The 14,654-nt window shown below is 44.4% G+C and carries 14 protein-coding genes; 5 read left to right on the top strand and 9 right to left on the bottom strand.

Annotated elements, in window-relative coordinates; translation table 11 throughout:
- Positions 1-84 precede the first annotated feature (84 nt).
- Positions 85-2,712 (bottom strand): DNA mismatch repair protein MutS, encoded by a 2,628-nt coding sequence (gene mutS / locus QUA99_RS00290; RefSeq protein WP_333234426.1) that lies wholly within the window; start codon positions 2,710-2,712, stop codon positions 85-87.
- Positions 2,713-3,398: 686 nt separating this feature from the next.
- On the opposite strand from mutS, the gene QUA99_RS00295 reads away from it, so the two are divergent.
- Positions 3,399-4,565, top strand: a complete 1,167-nt coding sequence (locus QUA99_RS00295) for a zinc-dependent alcohol dehydrogenase (protein ID WP_333234427.1) — start codon at positions 3,399-3,401, stop codon at positions 4,563-4,565.
- A gap of 27 nt (positions 4,566-4,592) precedes the next feature.
- Positions 4,593-4,802, top strand: a complete 210-nt coding sequence (locus tag QUA99_RS00300; RefSeq protein WP_333234428.1) for an acetyltransferase — start codon at positions 4,593-4,595, stop codon at positions 4,800-4,802.
- Positions 4,803-4,886: 84 nt separating this feature from the next.
- Here QUA99_RS00300 and QUA99_RS00305 read toward each other — a convergent pair whose 3' ends face one another.
- The gene (locus tag QUA99_RS00305) at positions 4,887-6,041 is read right to left on the bottom strand and encodes an AAA family ATPase (protein ID WP_333234429.1); all 1,155 of its coding nucleotides are present in this window, start codon (positions 6,039-6,041) and stop codon (positions 4,887-4,889) included.
- A 15-nt stretch (positions 6,042-6,056) separates the two neighbouring features.
- On the bottom strand, positions 6,057-6,848 hold the full coding sequence (locus tag QUA99_RS00310) for an RNA ligase family protein (protein WP_333343259.1): 792 nt from the start codon (positions 6,846-6,848) through the stop codon (positions 6,057-6,059).
- Between the two features lie 127 nt (positions 6,849-6,975).
- On the opposite strand from QUA99_RS00310, the gene QUA99_RS00315 reads away from it, so the two are divergent.
- The 3 genes from QUA99_RS00315 to hpxZ all read left to right on the top strand — a co-directional run bounded on the left by QUA99_RS00315 (position 6,976) and on the right by hpxZ (position 9,105).
- Complete coding sequence (locus QUA99_RS00315) at positions 6,976-7,845, top strand: prohibitin family protein (RefSeq protein ID WP_333234431.1); 870 nt, start codon at positions 6,976-6,978, stop codon at positions 7,843-7,845.
- A 236-nt stretch (positions 7,846-8,081) separates the two neighbouring features.
- Positions 8,082-8,501: a peptidylprolyl isomerase gene (locus QUA99_RS00320; protein WP_190732048.1), complete on the top strand. Its 420-nt coding sequence runs from the start codon at positions 8,082-8,084 to the stop codon at positions 8,499-8,501.
- A 217-nt stretch (positions 8,502-8,718) separates the two neighbouring features.
- Entirely contained in the window at positions 8,719-9,105 is a 387-nt protein-coding gene (hpxZ, locus tag QUA99_RS00325) for an oxalurate catabolism protein HpxZ (protein ID WP_333234432.1), read from the top strand.
- 55 nt (positions 9,106-9,160) lie between these two features.
- Here hpxZ and QUA99_RS00330 read toward each other — a convergent pair whose 3' ends face one another.
- The 6 genes from QUA99_RS00330 to QUA99_RS00355 form a co-directional block, all read right to left on the bottom strand.
- Positions 9,161-10,204 (bottom strand): restriction endonuclease, encoded by a 1,044-nt coding sequence (locus QUA99_RS00330; protein ID WP_333460281.1) that lies wholly within the window; start codon positions 10,202-10,204, stop codon positions 9,161-9,163.
- A gap of 104 nt (positions 10,205-10,308) precedes the next feature.
- Complete coding sequence (gene yhdJ, locus QUA99_RS00335) at positions 10,309-11,160, bottom strand: adenine-specific DNA-methyltransferase (protein WP_333234434.1); 852 nt, start codon at positions 11,158-11,160, stop codon at positions 10,309-10,311.
- A gap of 66 nt (positions 11,161-11,226) precedes the next feature.
- A complete protein-coding gene (locus QUA99_RS00340; protein ID WP_333234435.1) occupies positions 11,227-12,351 on the bottom strand; it encodes a class I SAM-dependent RNA methyltransferase in 1,125 nt (374 codons plus the stop codon).
- A 296-nt stretch (positions 12,352-12,647) separates the two neighbouring features.
- The gene (locus QUA99_RS00345) at positions 12,648-13,994 is read right to left on the bottom strand and encodes a TldD/PmbA family protein (protein ID WP_333234436.1); all 1,347 of its coding nucleotides are present in this window, start codon (positions 13,992-13,994) and stop codon (positions 12,648-12,650) included.
- A 59-nt stretch (positions 13,995-14,053) separates the two neighbouring features.
- Positions 14,054-14,305, bottom strand: coding sequence for a DUF4926 domain-containing protein (locus tag QUA99_RS00350; RefSeq protein WP_333234437.1), 252 nt, complete (start codon positions 14,303-14,305; stop codon positions 14,054-14,056).
- The gene (locus tag QUA99_RS00355; protein ID WP_333234438.1) at positions 14,295-14,636 is read right to left on the bottom strand and encodes a DUF6883 domain-containing protein; all 342 of its coding nucleotides are present in this window, start codon (positions 14,634-14,636) and stop codon (positions 14,295-14,297) included. The genes QUA99_RS00350 and QUA99_RS00355 overlap by 11 nt, the downstream gene beginning before the upstream one ends.
- Positions 14,637-14,654 lie beyond the last annotated feature (18 nt).

Consider the following 14,654-nt stretch of genomic DNA (forward strand, 5'->3'; position numbering starts at 1 on the left):
TGGGCATCCTGCCCGCCCCTGAAAGGCTGATTGAAAATGGTGCAATATAGAAGTTACTACAAACTTTTTTTACCACCGGAAATTTCAATCATCAAAAATATCCAACTGTTCGCCATCCGACTCTTTTCTACCATTTTTTTTAACACCTTTCCGCAGCCCGATCGCAATTTTGCTATGTTTCTCAATCTGCTTCATCACCTGTCTCGCCCTGTCAATCACCGACGGCGGCAAACCTGCCAATCTCCCCGCTTCAATTCCGTAAGATTTGTCAGCACCTCCCGGCTGAACTTGGTGCAAGAATACGATTTGATCCGGCAATTCTTTCACTGTCACCTGATAATTTGCGACATTATCCAAAATAGAAGCTAACTCATTTAATTCGTGATAGTGAGTCGCAAAAATTGTCCGCGCCCGAATCTCGCTTGCTAAATATTCCGCCACAGACCAAGCAATCGACAGTCCGTCAAATGTCGCCGTTCCTCTGCCAATTTCATCTAACAAAACTAATGATTGCGGCGTGGCGTGATTGAGAATATTTGCAGTTTCGTTCATTTCCACCATAAACGTAGACTGACCGGTTGCCAAATCATCGACTGCGCCGACACGGGTAAAAATCCGATCGCAAATTCCCAAACTCGCAGCTTTCGCCGGCACAAAACTGCCCATCTGCGCCATTAACTGGATCAAACCCACCTGCCGCAAATAACAACTCTTCCCGCTAGCATTCGGGCCGGTTAAAATAATTAAATCTGGGCGGTTTAACGAGTCTTCCCGACCCAAAAAAGCAGAATTAGGTACAAAAAATCCCGGTGGCAAAGACTTTTCCACCACAGGATGACAACCTTCTATAATTTTAATTTCCCGACTTTCTGTCATAGTCGGGCGGCAGTAATTCTGGTAAACTGCTACTTCTGCCAAACCGCACAAAACATCCGCTGCCGCCACGGCGCGGGAAACGTTGCGAATAATTTCGGCGTGTTCTCCTACCTCCGATCGCACTTTCGCAAAAATATCGTATTCTAATTGATTTAAATCTTCCCGCGCCGTCAGAATTCGCACTTCCCTTTCTTTTAATTCTTCAGTGCTGTAGCGTTCTTCATTGGTGAGAGTTTGCTTGCGGGTGTAGTCTTTCGGCACTTGGTCAACTTTCGATTTGGGAATGCTGATGTAATACCCGAAAGCTTTATTGTAGGCTACTTTTAAATTAGAAATTCCGGTGCGCTTTCTTTCATTTTCCGCCAAGTTAGTAATCCATACCAAGTCGGCTGATGCAGTTTGGCGCATTTCATCTAGCATGGCATTGATTCCCGGACGAATCAAACCTCCTTCTTTTAAAAGAATCGGCGGTTCATCGACTAAGTGAGCGTGAATTTTAGTGGCTAATTCTTCTAAAATTGGCGGTACATTTTGCAGCGCTTTCAAATAGGGCGATCGCCCTTGGGCTGCGATCGAGGCTAATGCTGGCAGTTTTCCGAGAGAATCAGCTAAAGCGACCAAATCCCGCGCGCTAGCTGTTCCCGAACCGGCGCGGCCTGTCAGTCTTTCGATGTCGTAAATTTGGCGCAGCAACTGCTGCAAATCTTGGCGCAGGGCGTTATTTTCTACTAATTCTTGAATCGTGTCGTGTCGGGCGCAAATGCCTTTAATGCTGAGCAAAGGTTGCAGCACCCAGCGGCGCAAAGCGCGGCCTCCCATTGCGGTGCTGGTTTTGTCTATAGCCCACAGCAGCGAACCGTGAAAAACCCCATCTCTCACTGTTTGAGTAATTTCGAGATTGCGGCGGGTTTGGTAGTCGAGTATGAGAAAATCGGTGAGAGTGTAAGTGTGCAATCTTTGCAAAGAAACTGCTTTTTCCTTTTGAGTTTCTTCGAGATATTGCAGCAAACCGCCGGCGGCGCGCACTGCGAGGGAAAGGTGTCCGCATCCCATACCTTCGAGCGATCGCACTTTGAACTTTTGCAGGATTCTCTGTTTTGCTTCGGACAAAGTAAACGGAATTTGCGATCGCAAAGAATAGCAAAACGAATTCGGCAAACAATCGGGCAAATGCTCGGATTTCTCTCCGGGCCTCAACATAGTCACCAAATCCGGCGCATTAGTTGGCATCAAGACTTCCGAAGGTTGCAAGCGCAGTAATTCTAAGGTTAATTGTTCTAAACTGTCTGCTTGGGTAGTGACGAATTCTCCAGTAGAAATATCTGTATAAGCCAATCCCCAATGTTCCCCAGCAATGACGACTGCTGCTAAAAAATTATTTTGTCTCGGTTTGAGCATTCCGTCATCAGTCAAAGTTCCGGGAGTGAGAATGCGGGTAATTTCGCGCTTGACTTGGCGGCCTTCTTTCGCAGCAATCGAGGCATCTTCAACTTGGTCGCAAACTACCACAGCATAACCTTTTTCTACTAACATTGACGTGTAGCGGTCGAGGGCGTGGTGCGGCACTCCTGTCATCGGCACTCTGCCAATTTCCTTGCCGCTTTCTTTGCTAGTACAAACAAGTTCTAATTCCTGCGAAATCGTAACTGCATCTTGGAAAAAACACTCAAAGAAATCTCCGACTCGAAACAATAAAAGTGCGTGGGGATACTGTTCTTTAACTTCCACATACCGCTGCATCATCGGCGTCAGCTTGGTGAATTCTAGTAGGCGGTGGTCGGCATTCCGGATGTTGGGTTGATTGGGGTCTGTTGGGGTAGATGCAGTGTAAGGCATAAAAAGCGATCGATAAATTTTAATCTTTAACAACTTTACCGCAAGCTCGGCTTTTAGTTATAACTAATAATACAATATTTGACTATTAATCATCCTTAAGCAGGGTGCGTGATTGTCGAGATTCTGGTGGAGTGTTGAGCGATACGAAACTCACGCATCCTACTTAATAATCGATCGACCCGCTTTTACTTGAGAAGTTTTAGGTCAATACTTATCTAATGTGAGTCAAAACAGCCGCTACAGTGAGATTCAGGGCGGATATTTTATCTATTGTGAGAGGATAGGGATCGCCGATCGACAAAAACAACCTCATCCATCTCGTTGTTAGCTGTTATAGCAGATGTTGAAAGCCTTTCAAGTTCGCTCAGGGTAAAAAGAAGGAAGAAGCAATCTTCCGCAATGATTTCAGCAATTAAGAACGTCTTAACCGTCGAGCGTGCTTGCTATAAATGTTGGCGGTTAACAAAATAATGTCAAATTTTCCGGATTTTAGGGGCATAAACTTTAGATTTTTGTTATTTAAAACAGCCGGAAGATAGATTTTTAAATTATACCTCGGATAGAGAGATAAACAATTTTATATACTTAAAATTAAAAAGGTTCAAGCGAGTAATTTATCGGCTTAGTAAAGGTAAGATTTAGAATCAAAAATCTGCTAGCTAGTAGTTAACTAGAGGAAAAAAATAATGAAAGCTCTTTGCTGGCACGGAGCAAATGATGTGCGAGTTGATAATGTACCAGACCCAACAATTATCAATCCACGCGATGCGATAGTTAAAATCACAACTACAGCCATCTGCGGCTCAGATTTGCACCTCTATAACGGCTACATCCCGACGATGCAATCCGGCGACATTCTCGGTCACGAATTCATGGGGGAAGTAGTCGAACTCGGCAGCGAAGTCAAGAACTTAAAAAAGGGCGATCGCGTTGTCATTCCTTTTACTATTTCTTGCGGCAGTTGCTTCTTTTGCAACCGCGATTTGTGGTCGCTGTGCGACAACTCCAACCCCAATGCTGGGCTGGCAGAAAAAATGTTCGGTCATTCCCCGGCGGGACTGTTTGGCTACTCGCATTTAACAGGCGGTTATGCAGGCGGACAAGCAGAATATGCGCGGGTTCCGTTTGCCGATGTCGGCCCTTTAAAAATTCCCGACGGACTTTCTGACGAACAAGTATTGTTCCTCACCGATATCTTTCCGACCGGTTACATGGCGGCCGAAAACTGCGACATTCAGCCGGGGGATACTGTAGCAGTTTGGGGATGCGGGCCGGTCGGACAATTTGCGATCAGAAGTGCGTTTATGCTGGGGGCCGATCGAGTAATTGCGATCGACCGCGTACCAGAACGCTTGCAAATGGCGGCCGCAGCGAAAGCTGAAATCATCAACTACGAAGAAATGGACGCCGGGGAAGCAGTCACCGAAATGACGGGGGGACGCGGGCCCGACTCCTGCATCGACGCGGTGGGGATGGAAGCCCACGGCACCGGTCTCGACGCTTTGTACGACAAAGCCAAGCAAGCCGTGCGGTTGGAGAGCGATCGACCTACGGCCCTGCGACAAGTTATCCTCGCGTGTCGCAAGGGCGGCACAGTGTCAATTCCCGGCGTTTACGGCGGCTTCGTTGACAAAGTGCCATTAGGTGCAGCTTTCAACAAAGGCTTGACCATGAAAATGGGACAGACGCACGTTCACCGCTATTTGCGGCCTTTGCTCGATCGCGTTCAAAAAGGCGAAATTGACCCGTCATTCGTAATTACGCACCGAATGAAATTGGATGAAGCGCCCCACGCCTACGAGATTTTCCTCAACAAAAAAGACAACTGCATCAAAGTTGTCCTCAAACCCTAACTCGCATTCAATTGACAAGGAGAAACTATGCTTTTACAAGAAAAAGAATCAGGCGATTTGGTAGAAATCCTCGATATCGATGGTTTAATCAGCCCTGCAAAAAATGAGGTATTAGGGCGAAATCAAGCAGGTGAAGAAGAGCAAGAACCAGCGAATTTTCCGAAGGGTAAATTAGTGTTTCCCTCCGGCGAAGTTTTGCCGCGTTGCTGGACTGAGAAAAATTATAAAACTAATTGATTCAAGGGAAACCCGCAACCTAATACCCAGAGCCCCGACTTCTTAAAGAAGTCGGGGCTCTAACAGTTTTAGGTAAAAGGGAGATTAATTGTTAACTATCCACTCGACTTGATGCGCTTCTGTGATGTCGGGAATATCCAGCCGCGCAGCTAACTTGCGAATGACTGCTTCTGGTACTGTTGCTGTGCGCGATCGATTCCGCTGCAATATTTCTTCTAGAGGTACTTCCAGATAAACAATCCGAATTCGCGCTTGATAAGCAGCAAAAAAATTAATTAATTGCTGCCGCATTTGTTTAGTTGTATTGGTAGCATTCCAGATAAAAGAACGCCCCAGTATCATATATTCCCGCGCTCTATTTTTGGCTTCCATTATTACATGGCCGGGAGTTTCATCGGGAGGAACGTTCATTTCTTTTCGCAGCGCGTCCAGCGAGATTAATGGCAAATCTGGGAGATTTTTCCGAATCCAATAATCTTTGCCGCTTCCTGGCAAGCCAGACATCAAAATTACTTCGCATTTAGTATCGTCAAATGCGAAGTAATCCGGGTTTCCATTCTCTTTGCGGAAGTAGATAAATCGGCTGTGTGCTGATGCGAATTGTCGGGGAGAATCCAAACAATTATTTTCTTGACAAAACTCCCGAAATAGTTGTATTTTATCGAGCAGTTCTTGTTTGTCGGCGCAGTGGCGGCCGCGCACATCTGCTTCTGCTAAAAGTGCGAGGAAATCGCAGCGGACAACTTGACTGACTTTAATTACGGACTGCTGCGGGTTGGGTTTGTCGATTAACCAGATGGGTAAACTGCCGAATTGGACGATCGCCACAACTGTTTCGCGAATCTCAAACTGCACGGGCGGCTCGAATTGAGATAAAATTTGTCTGACCATTCTCGCACCTTGACGGGCGTGACCTTTTGAGCTAATTCTGCCGTCGGCTTCTATTTTTGTAAAGGTTGGTTTGGCGACATCGTGCAGCAAAGCGGCGGCAAAAAGTATCGATCGCTCTTTTTCGGGAAGCTGCCGCCAATTTGGGGAAGATATTAAGGCTTCGCAGACCATTTTTGTATGAATAAAAACATCTCCTTCGGCGTGGTAAATCGGGTCTTGCTGACATCCTTTGAGACTGTCAATCCAGTCGAAATGCGTTTGAATACCGTCCCAATCCAGGAACCAATCGGGCGGTTCGGGACAAAAGGGAAAAGTCCAAAGTGGCGAGGGCGATAACAGTGCATTCATAAATTTACCTGCTGGTTAACTAAAATTAAATAAATCTGCGCCGGGACGCAGAATATTGGGTATAATTGGGCGATTGAGCCAATGTCCTTCGGCATTTTTAATAGCAGTCAAAAAACTGGCACGCACGTATTTGTAACGCGCCTTTACTATGCCATCTTCTTCGACTTTAATGTACAGACCCTCCATGCGATCGCTCTTGTCAGTCTCTTTCAAACACCGTTCTTCATCTAATCCCAATTCCCCGCAGCACAAACGCAAGCGTTCCAAATGTCCCGGTTGAATAAAATTAGATTTTTCCATAAACTGCATCATTTGTTTGGGAGATTTCAGCACTCCAGAAAACAGCACGGGAACGGAGACCAACGGCAGTCCACTTAACAACTTGCGGCGGGATTCTGTACTCAAAAATTGATTTGTTTCTAAGTCGAGCACGTCGTATTCCATAAAATAGTGCGGCAAAAAATCATAAAAAACAGTGTGTTTGGCATAAAGCCATTCGCCGTAAAGAATGTAGCGATTTCCCAGCACTTCTCCCAGCGCCCCGCTGAGACTGAAAGCCCACTGTTTGAATAAGTTAAAATGTTTTTCCCTCGGTCCGCCGGTGAGATAGTGGCCGCGACTTTGCAGCAGCATTTGTCCGTCTGGTGCGAAGCTGATGCCTGTATTAGCGCCGTCTACCTTTTCTTCTATAATTAGAGGGCGATCGATCAAAACGCTAAATGGCACGCTGTCGAGGTCTTCATCGCCTGGTTGGAAACGCGAACCTTCGATGTGATAAGTTCTAGGATATTTAACAATTTTGAGCATTAGCCTATCCATTTTAGATTTGAGATTTCAGAGGTAACCCATCCATTTTAGATTGTAATTTTAGATTTTAGATGCGACCGAATCTATTTAACCATTATAATGGAATGATCACAAAGGAGCGTGTAATTTGAAAAGTCAAAGTTTCCAGAGCATATCATCAGCATTCGCTGGGATTCTATTAGTAGGCGCGCTACTCCTGGGATTAAACTCTTTCGTCGTTATCAATCCAGGCGAAGCAGGGGTGGTTAGCGTTTTAGGAAAAGCCAGAGATGGAGCATTGTTAGAGGGGTTTCACCTCAGACCCCCGCTAATATCCAAGGTAGATGTGTACGATGTAACAGTGCAAAAATTTGAAGTTCCCGCCCAGAGTGCTACTAAAGACCTTCAGGATTTAAATGCCAGTTTCGCGATCAATTTTCGCCTCGATCCTGAAAGAATAGTGGAGATTAGAAGGACTCAAGGCACTTTGGAGAATATAGTCTCGAAAATTATTGCTCCTCAGACGCAAGAAGCATTTAAAACAGCCGCTGCACTGAGAACCGCCGAACAATCTATTACTCAAAGAAGGGAACTGAAGCGAGACTTTGATACTGCGCTGAAGGAAAGGCTATCAAAGTATGATGTAATCGTACTCGATACGAGCGTTGTTAACATTCGATTCTCCACAGATTTTGCAAAAGCGGTTGAAGAGAAACAGGTTGCTGAACAGCGGGCGCAAAGAGCTGTTTATGTGGCTCAGGAAGCCGAACAACAGGCTCAAGCTGACATTAACCGCGCTCAAGGTAGGGCTGAAGCTCAAAGACTTTTGGCTGAAACTTTGAAGGCTCAAGGCGGCAATTTAGTTTTGCAAAAAGAGGCGATCGAAGCTTGGAGAAGCGGGGGGGCTCAGATGCCAAAAGTGCTGGTTATGGGCGCAGGTTCGAGTCGGGTTCCTTTCATTTTTAATATGAACGATATTCAGGAAGAACCAGATCACCCGCAAGTGACCAACAATTAAAATATGACTGAGGGTAACAAGCCCGGTGTCTCCGAAAATATTGGCTTTGCTAACCAGAAATCTCGCAATAAACCGAGTTTCCTCAGAAAGTGCACATAAGTCCTATGAGAGTTGCGGGAATATGCTACACTTCTGAAAGCCACAATATAACGACAGTTTGAAACCTGTCGTTATAAAAGCGAAGTCCGCAATTAACACGCAGGCAACACACTCATTTTAGGAAGCTAGGAGAAATCATGACCCGCGCTATTATGGAAACCGACAAAGGCACAATCAATTTGGAATTGTTCGATGCGGATGCGCCTAACACAGTGAAGAATTTTGTTGACTTGGCGGAAAAAGGTTTTTACGATGGATTGTCCTTTCACCGAGTCATTCCTAATTTTATGATTCAAGGTGGCTGTCCAAAAGGCAATGGAACTGGCGGCCCCGGCTACAAAATTAAGTGCGAAATCAACTCCAACAAACATTTGGCAGGAACTTTATCGATGGCTCACGCAGGCCGCGATACGGGTGGCAGCCAATTCTTTATTTGCCATTCTCCCCAGTCTCATCTAGATGGAGTTCACACAACTTTTGGCAAAACTGAGGATATGTCTGTCGTCAATGCTATCCGTCAAGGTGACAAGATTATTTCGCTGAAAATTGAGCATTAATTTCCAGTAATTAGTTTTGTTTGCAATAAGGACTAAATTCCTTGTTGCAAACAAAACGTGTGAAAATTAATAGTTTTAAAATGTACAATTTATGACCAATAATTTCTTGATAGTACCCGCCACGTAATTTATGCGTGGAATCAATCCTTGCATCCTCAAGCCCCCAGATTTATCCGCGGCGTCAATCTAAAATCTAAAATCTAAAATCTAAAATCGAATGACTGTTATCAATGATTCTGCTGTGGTGGCCCAGTTGACTGAACTATATTTAAAATACGAAAAAGCTCTTTGTACGAACGATATTGAAACTCTGGATAATTTGTTCTGGGATGCGCCGGAAGTTGTGCGGTTTGGGGCGACGGAGAACCTATACGGGAGTGATGAGGTGAGGGCTTTTCGCCAAGGACGATCGCCTGTAAATGTCGATCGAGAAATGTTCAATCTCAAAGTCGTGACTTTCGATGCAGACACGGCGGCTGTGACGCTGGAATTCCGCCGTGCTTGCGATGGAGTAGTGCGGCTGGGGCGGCAGAGTCAGATGTGGCGCAAGTTTCCTGAAGGTTGGAAGATTGTTTCGGCTCACGTTTCTTTTTTGCCGGTGTAGATGTTAAAGGTAAGGAAACAATAATTGTCTAAAGCAGGCGGACTTTATGACTGAATCATTCATCCTCTAGAGCAACGTCTAATAATTCAATTTCCAGACTTTCTTCCTCATCTTCATAATTAAATTCTACTCTGCTCTGCTTAATAATCTCGCTCAATATATTGCTTAAGTCCCCTTTGGCAACAGCTTGTTCAAATCTTTCTATCAGAATAGGAACATTGATTATTTCTTCTATACATTCCATGTACTGAGATACTATAGCATTGATTGAATACAGCTTTCGAGCTTGTGCTTCAATCTTTGATTTAATTTCACTATCTGAATCTAAAGATTTAACTACAAATGTTATCGGATACCTTTCAATTTTATCAATGTCTAGGAAATATTTATTTACATCTACAGTTTCCGTCACCTGAAAAAAACGTCCTAGGGGTTTCATTACAAAGTCAATTCCCCCATCATTAGCATTTGTCCTACCTGTTTTAAACAGCTTTAAATTTTCTTGCTGGAGTGTGTCTAGTGCATAACCCCAATAAATAACTCGGTCATTGTAGTAGTATTTTAATATACTGTAGCTGACTATCTCGAAAATTCGAGCATCTACATTTGGCGCTACCATTTGTTTTATAAATTCTCTGACTTCAACCTCTGTCAATGTTTGAGCATCTTTACAAAGTTGAATAAACTTTTCAAAGCTATCTCTCTTAGCTTGAACGTAAGCATCAATTATGTCGATTACTGTTTCTGCTATATTGTGTTCATTCTCATTGATTTTGACTTTTAATAAATATTCGTTAAACCAATACCTTTTAGTTTTCTCATTTTTCACAATTGGGATGAACTCACCGGAAAAATATCTGTTAAATTCTGCATTCACCCTATTGTTCAAGCCAGGATTTTGAAGCTTTTTCCCGAATGGTAATTCACGCTGTCTCTTAAAAAGATTCGTATAAACTGCACCTTCATAATCTGAATACATTTCTGTCTGATGAAAATTTTTCACCAAATAATCTTCAACTAAAACATATATTGCGTATAAACTGGCCAAACTTGGTCTTGATTTTGATCCTTTATTTGAAGATTTAGTCTTGATATTCAAATATGAAATTAGCTGGCTTTCACGCAATATTTGAGCCCCCACGTCGCCAAACTTAGCCTTTAAAAGAGCCTTAATTATTTTTGTAAATTCATGTTTTATTTTTATTATAGTTGTAAGTTGAGTGTTAGCTGGTGTGGCGAAACTTCACCGGAGTTGACTTCAGACATGAGAGCCTCTTCACTCTCATCCGGGGTAATTTGCAACCGCCGCAATCCTATTTGTAGATACTTGTCTTGTAATTCTATGCCGATTGACTTTCTGTTAAGCTGCTTGGCAACAAATGATGTTGTAAAAGTTCCCGAAAATATATCTAGTACAACATCGCCCTCATTACTACTGGCTTTGATAATTCTTTCTAACAATGATGTTGGTTTTTGGGTAGGATGTTCCTCATACTCAGGCATACGATATCTCACTCTCGGAAACTCCCACACATTACCTGGAACTTTTTTAGAATTATATACTGATGGTGTAGCCTTGCGGTAGTCAATTAGTTTTCTAACAGATCCGGTTTTTGCCTCTACCAGAATATCGGAGGAATTGAATTTATAATTTCGTTTGTCCTTGACGCAATATAAAATTGGTTCGTACAGAGAACCGTAATATTTTTTTGCTTGTACGCCCGAACTGTCATAATACCACACTATTCGAGAAAGGATTGTTAAACGATCGCGCAAATATAAATCAAAGTAGGGCATACTTTGAGTTGACGCCATTAGATACAAACTGCCGTTATGCTTGAGCTTTTTAACACATAAGTTTAACCAACTATAACTCCATTCTAAATAATCCTTTTCAACTTCCCACTTGTCTTTAAAACCATTGAAATTTTTACCAATATTATAGGGAGGATCGGCAAAAATTAAATCGATTGAGTTGTCTTGGATTTCACTACCAAGAACTTCTAACACATCTCCTAAAATGAGCTTGTGGTCGTCAATTTCAGAGATTTTCATTCAGCATAACCTCTTCCAATTAATATTGGCTATTGCCAAGGGTCGTAAAATATGTTCTATAAATATTTAATACAGTTCATATTTGAGCAAAGTACAAGGAATCGAGCCATTATAAACAGGAATTCGCCGCGATGTCCTGAGTCCGACCTTTTTACCCAACTCCTTATTTCCAGTCAAAATAAATGCATTCCAACCTTTAAAACGATGCTTGAAAATATCCCCCAACATCTTGTACAAATCTCCCAATTCGCTAGCATCTCCCAGGCGCTCTCCGTAGGGAGGATTGCAAATCAGAACGCCTCTGTCTGCGGGGGCTTCCAACTGAGATAACTCAGTTTGAGCAAACTGAATCTTACCCGAAATACCAGCTTGCTGCGCGTTCGTGCGAGCTTGAGTTAACATATCGGAATCGCGATCGCACCCTGCAATCACCTCTTTAAGATCCGGCAATTCGCTGTTTTCAGCTTCTGCCCACAATTTATCCCACAAAGGTTCGTCAAAATCCCGCCAAGTCATAAATCCAAACTTTTCTCGAAACAATCCCGGTGCAATATTCAAGGCCTTTAAACTCGCTTCCAAAGGCAAAGTTCCCGAACCGCACATCGGGTCTAAAAACGGCAAATCTGGCGTCCATTCTGCCATCTCCAACAAAGCCGCAGCTAGGGTTTCTTTGAGGGGAGCAAGCCCCATCGCCGGTCGATATCCCCGGCGGTGCAAACTGCCGCCAGAACTGTCTAAACTTAAAATACAGTTGTCTCGATGAATGTGAATGTTAATTAGTAAATCGGGATGCTCTACATCAACATTAGAACGCTTGTTAAATTGAAGGCGCTGTTGGTCGGCGATCGCATTTTTGACCTGCAAAGCTGTATAGTGAGTGTGGTTCAACTTTTGGTTGCCGCCGGTGCAGTTTACTGCTAAAGTATTGTCAGGATATAAGTATTCGTCCCAAGGGATTTTCTGCACTTCGCGGTAGAGCATATCCGAGTTGTAACACCGGAATTCGGCGATCGGCATTAGCACTCGAAAAATAGTTCTCGACCACAGATTGACGCGGTACAATAAAGCCCGATCGCCCGCAAAGTAAACCCCAGTAAAATCTGGCTTGACATCCAGCGCCCCCAAACGTTCTAATTCTTGGGCGGCAATTGTTTCTAAACCGCGCGCAACTGTAGCAAAATATTGATTCATTGAGAATTGGTAATTGGGAATTGGTTTTTATCGATCGCCCTAAATTATATCAAATCCGGTACCATCGGAATTGTAAAATCGAGTCAACAGTCAACAATCACGGACGTTGCAACCGAAATAGCTCTAATTCATCTGCGTTAATCTGTGTTTATCTGCCCTCATCTGCGGTTTAAAAAAGAGAATGTATTAACCGCAGATGACAAGAGATGGACGCGGATTCACGCAGATAAATAGAAGAGAGAGATGAATAATTCCGACTCCTCCGGGTGAGTTTCCGCCCACCTCACCCTTGCAAGTCACAAACTGTCAGTAATACTCGTGAAATTAAAAGCTTTCACGCGCACTCCGGGCACGACACTATCGCCGTAACGCTTCACCGCACTAACTGCATCCACATCGCGCAACATATCAGGTAAAACTTGATTGAAACGCAGGTTTTTAATCGGGTAAGCAATTTTGCCATCCTCAATCCAAAAAGTACCGTCGCGAGTCATTCCCGTTACTTCCAATGTTTTCGGATTAACGTAGCGCACGTACCAAGCTCGACTGACGAAAATTCCGCGGTCGGTTTGAGCAATTAAATCTGCTAAACTTTGGTCGGAACCTGTCATCACGATCGGGTAATAAGCACCTTTTGCCTCTTTGCCTTTTTGTGCGGCCCAGTAGCGGGAATAAGACAAACTTTGAGGGACGCCATCTTTGATGATTTCCAAATAGTTATTGCTCAATCCGTCGCCGAAAAAAGTATTCGATCGCAGCAAAGGATGAGCCGGATCGCGCTGCACTTGCACTAACGGGCTGAAAAGTTGTTCCCCCGCGCGGTTTCCCGCTGGTTTTCCCTCTGCATCCGCGATCGACATAAACGATCGCCCCTCATCCGCCGCCCTCGCATCCAGCCCCCAAATCACCCACGGTAGCAAGCCCGCAAAAGCAGCGCCGTCAAGGATTACCGGATAAACGCCGGGAGTGATTGGGCGCGGGTTACGGGATGCGATCGCCCGATCGAGCACTTGTTCTGCTAATTGAGCGATCGGCAATTCGTTGATACTCCAAGCAGTGCTCCTCGCCCAGCTAGAACCGTTGTCAATGCGAGCAGTAAAGCTGAAATCCGCCTCTGTAGACTGATTGCAGGCGCGGAGTCCGGTTGACGAGGCGATCGCGTACAGCCACGCATCAGCGCTCAAAGTGCCCGAACCGTGAGCCCCCCCCTGGGAAGCAATGGCGCAAGCTTGCTGCACCATTTGGGCCCGCGCTAGAGGCGATACAGTTGCCGTTGCTGGGTCGAAGGCGGGCGATCGCAAATCGTAGGTTTGAGGCGGCAGCAGCGGCATCCATTCGGGGTCTGCCGGCGCAATTCTGGCCAATTCTTCCGATCGCTTGACTGCAGAGGCGATCGCATCTTCATCAAATTCTGTAACAGCAGCAGAGGCGCTTTTGTTGCCAAAATAGCTAGTAATACTCAGGTTAAATACAGTTTTGCTGATATTTTGGCTGATTTGATTTTCCGAGAAGCGGGAAAGAGATTCCTCGCCAGTAGAGAGACTGACAAATACTTCCTCTGCTTTGGAGAGTTTGACTGCTTTTTCTACTACAGATAAGGCTTGGTCTTCACTTAAAAGTGCGGGCGATGTTGTTACGAGCATAAGCTAAAGTCCCGGAATATTTGTTGTATTTGAAAATTGGTTTAGCCGCAATACTACGGTTAACTCGCCTGTACTAAAGAGCGTACTGCTAACACTTCATCTGCTCGCAGAGGTTCTACATCTGAAGGAGAAACAGCCACAACTAAAATCGATTCTCCTAAAGCATTAAATATTTCTAGAACGCAGCCATCATCTTCGCCTTCCCTTGGATAAGGTACGCGATCGACTAGCATGGCTACATCACCTTTTTTTAGGTGATATAGCGGCATATCCCGACACAATGCTACACGCTGGTAAAGTTCAAGTTTCACGTCGAGACTCCTTTTTGGGTTTGAGAGTAATAAAATGAAAACTTCCGTCAATTCGCCACTGCAACCAAATTGTAACAACTGCTAAATTACGTCCATTAGCCCCTGGCAAATCACCTTCAGCGCGAAAGAACTTTCCGAATTCATTAGCACCATCTTCTACTGCCTCAGCCGACGCAATCAAAAACTGGATGGCTGCTAACAAAGCTTCTGGCTTATCTTGACTAAAACCCCCTAGACCGAGAAATTTTGACTTGTCATCTTGTGCTTTGGGAACAAGTAAATAGCGCGTCAACTTGGCTTCGGGTATGATAGCATCCGCTGGAATTTTCACATTGAAAGCCTACAATCT

The sequence above is a fragment of the Microcoleus sp. F10-B2 genome, assembly GCF_036704965.1.
GTDB lineage: Bacteria > Cyanobacteriota > Cyanobacteriia > Cyanobacteriales > Microcoleaceae > Microcoleus.

Excerpts from the sequence above, each read along its gene's own strand:
- QUA99_RS00340 (WP_333234435.1), bottom strand. The coding sequence starts at position 12,351 with ATGAATCAATATTTTGCTACAGTTGCGCGCGGTTTAGAAACAATTGCC.
- yhdJ (WP_333234434.1), bottom strand. The coding sequence starts at position 11,160 with ATGAAAATCTCTGAAATTGACGACCACAAGCTCATTTTAGGAGATGTG.
- QUA99_RS00295 (WP_333234427.1), top strand. The coding sequence starts at position 3,399 with ATGAAAGCTCTTTGCTGGCACGGAGCAAATGATGTGCGAGTTGATAAT.
- QUA99_RS00320 (WP_190732048.1), top strand. The coding sequence starts at position 8,082 with ATGACCCGCGCTATTATGGAAACCGACAAAGGCACAATCAATTTGGAA.
- QUA99_RS00345 (WP_333234436.1), bottom strand. The coding sequence starts at position 13,994 with ATGCTCGTAACAACATCGCCCGCACTTTTAAGTGAAGACCAAGCCTTA.
- hpxZ (WP_333234432.1), top strand. The coding sequence starts at position 8,719 with ATGACTGTTATCAATGATTCTGCTGTGGTGGCCCAGTTGACTGAACTA.
- mutS (WP_333234426.1), bottom strand. The coding sequence starts at position 2,712 with ATGCCTTACACTGCATCTACCCCAACAGACCCCAATCAACCCAACATC.
- QUA99_RS00300 (WP_333234428.1), top strand. The coding sequence starts at position 4,593 with ATGCTTTTACAAGAAAAAGAATCAGGCGATTTGGTAGAAATCCTCGAT.
- QUA99_RS00310 (WP_333343259.1), bottom strand. The coding sequence starts at position 6,848 with ATGCTCAAAATTGTTAAATATCCTAGAACTTATCACATCGAAGGTTCG.
- QUA99_RS00305 (WP_333234429.1), bottom strand. The coding sequence starts at position 6,041 with ATGAATGCACTGTTATCGCCCTCGCCACTTTGGACTTTTCCCTTTTGT.